Source organism: Vibrio crassostreae, assembly GCF_041439375.1.
Classification (GTDB): Bacteria; Pseudomonadota; Gammaproteobacteria; order Enterobacterales; family Vibrionaceae; genus Vibrio; species Vibrio crassostreae_D.
In genome coordinates, this window is the sequence record NZ_JBGONY010000119.1 from 1 (window position 1) to 3,024 (window position 3,024).

The window sequence follows — 3,024 nt, forward strand, 5'->3', positions numbered from 1 at the left end:
AGAGCAATTCATCTGGTGAATAAGCGTTAAAAAATACTTTTTTATCTTCCAACTCCGTAATTTTAATTTGATATTCTATAGATAGTTTTTCTAATGTGTTTTCTAAGTCGCTGTTGGAGTTAAAAAACAATAGACTTCTACCTCGATTATTACATCGACCTACTGTCGTTTTCGCTATATCTCTATAGTTACTGCTGTCATATTTATGGTAAATAGCAATAACTTTCCTTTTTTTATTGTAGTAAGCAAACAGCCAATCTTCTCGTTCACCCACTTTAATTTCGGTTCTCTCATCGGGTCGACGTTTTAACATACCAAATGAGAGTAAAATAAGAGCGCCAGCACCCGCTAAAGCCATTGGGCCAACCACCGCTACCATCGTCACACACACCACTGCGCCTATCCAACCAACAGCTTGCGTGGCGGTATTTACCCACTTAGGCATATTGCGACGCTTTTTCATCACAAAGCCTTTGTCAGAAAAAATATAGTCATACCTATAATCGAGGCCGATCGTGAGATAAAAGACGCCAGCCATCATCACTGACAAGATAAGACCAAAAAAGGTTACGACAAGTGTCTCACTCGTGTGTGTCAAAAATACAATTACAAATAAGAAGCTCATAAATGGCAACGCGGTTAATTTGTAATGGTAACGAAACGGCTCCTCTACATCATATTTGTGCCATGTTGTTAAATTGTCCCCGGTAAGAATCTCTCGCTCTTGCGCCTCTTGATAAACCGCCAACTCTTCTGGGGTGATATAAAATGGTGAATATGCCAAGGGTTACTCCTGAAAACCTAATGTGCCGACAACGGGGGTAAGTGATTTCTGAATGGTGCTTTGTTTGCTATTGTCTGAAATCACGCTATAAGTTGCACTCTGTTTTATGCCGTTTTGGAACCAATACTCACGCTTAGCTGGGGCATCATCTTCCACATCATACGATACTTTCATGGCAAGGTATTGATCGGCTTCTTTAATCGGTAACGTTACCTGATACACCAGCAATTCTTTGCTCGCTTGGCTCTGAGTTTGTAACGTGACTAAATCAGCGTTTTGATGCCACGAGCCTGACGCCAACTCATCTTCAGTTGCTTTAGTATTGGTACTCACGGTAATCCCGTTCGTTACAGCACGTCTTGGCAGTTGAATATGCACGTCCAAGCCAACTAACTCACGATGTGTGTATCCTGGATAGGCTTGGATTTTTTCAATAGGCTGATGGTATACCGTTGGCTGTTGAATAATGGATTGCAGGTCAAACAGCGCTTGCTGCACTAAGGCTGAATTATGTTTTTCTCTTTCGGGTAAGCTTGGAGATTGACTCCACTGAGTACGACTCGGGTGATACCCCCAAGGCAGTTTATCTAACCATTTTTGAAAATCATCTTGCTTCAGCTTATTCAACCCATAATTAACAGCTAGATATGCAACGGTGAGAATTGCCAAACCTGCCGTTACAGGCCCACCAAAGGTCAAGTTTAGTGCAAATTGTCCTGTTAACCCTCCGTATGCTTGGAACATGCCGACAGCAGATATTGCTGTTAATACTAGAGCATTTGTTACATGCAGGTATTTTTCAAGACCATAAACCTCATCAGCACTCTGCCAAGAACGGTATGCCTCAATACCTGAAGCTAGCGCCCCCAAAGCTCCCGTGATCGCGAGCCATTTATTGAAGACCTTCAAGTCATCAATCGCAACATTTGCAAAGTCTTTGTCATCAATCACAAGCTGCTTTAGAATTTTAAAAGAATGTGCTCTAAGCCTGTCATCCCCCTTTACGCTCTCCCATAATTTTCCCGTCCGAATCCCCGTCCACGCACTGGCGGTGTAAAACAGCTTTTGTTGTATGTCTAAGAATTCATCTGAATTCATCAAGCCTGTATCAGCAATACTGCTCATGGCATCGGTCAAGGCAATGCTGTTAAACAGAAGAGCGAGAAACCCCAACCCACCTGCGTTTTCGAACAGTTTGTGTAAATCACCTGCGGGCTCGCTGATTACCCTTGCCCTTAATTCTACCGTTGCTTTTGGTAGGTCGTCCGGGAGTATAATGCGTTGTGGGTATTCTAAAGTCGCCACCGCTAATGATTTTTTGAGTCGACGCTGATTCTTTAACGCCTCTTTATACTTAGCCGTCGCCTTGCGCTGATTTTGATTTACCTCAGCAATAATGAGGTTGTTTTTCTTCAACTCTGCAAGATTATCTTCAATGCGCGTTTTCCAATCCTTAAAACCTTGAGCATAATTTTCATTAATACTTACTGGCATTGTTTGCGCCATACGCTCAGCTATACTCGCTCGCCATACGAAACCATTTCGAGACAATGGCTCAGCCAGCGTTGACATCAATAGAATGGAAGCTTGAGAGGTGAAACTCACACCCAACTCTAACGTCCCCTTTAAAGCAGCGCTGATGGAGGCTTTGAATAGGGTATCGAGCTCTTTAAAGCCTTTTGCCAAGTCTTTCAACACCTCGGTTTCGGAGGTGTTTGGGTTTGTGACAAAGTCCATGACCTTCGCATACAACCCCGTTGCATTGCTCACCGAAGAGACATGCTCTAACCATTTATCTTCATCGCTTGACGATGTTGATAGGGGCTCGGGAATGGATTTTTTTAACTCATTATAGACACTTCGACTGAAGCCAGAGGTATAGAGTGGAAGTAAACTGGTTGGTTTCTCCCATTGGCTTTCTGCCCAAATACGGTCTTCTTCTTCAATCACAAGGGTAAACGCTTCTACCGCCGCTAGGTGAAGCTGATAGAGGCTATATTGCGTCTCCTCGCTGTAAAGGTCGAAGACACGTTCGAGATGATGAGGAGTGAGCGTTTCTAATACCGAAATAAAGTCACGCTTTACGGAAGTTACTTGAGCAAGCATAGTCTCTTTTTGCTCTGACAGCGCCTGCATTTCGCTCAGCATTTGCTTCCAGTTGAGCTGCTTACGCCAGCGCTCAGTTGCTATCCATTGCTCGTATTTGCCAAATCGGTTTGCTGAAATGCCATATTTCTTCT

At 43.4% G+C, this 3,024-nt stretch carries 1 protein-coding gene and 1 pseudogene; both read right to left on the reverse strand.

Features of this window, described 5'->3' with window-relative positions; all coding sequences use genetic code 11:
- A partial coding sequence (locus ACED45_RS23795; RefSeq protein WP_371715188.1) for a hypothetical protein occupies positions 1-784 on the reverse strand: 784 nt, incomplete at its 3' end.
- A 3-nt stretch (positions 785-787) separates the two neighbouring features.
- Positions 788-3,024: pseudogene (locus ACED45_RS23800) on the reverse strand (T6SS effector BTH_I2691 family protein); the annotation flags it as partial.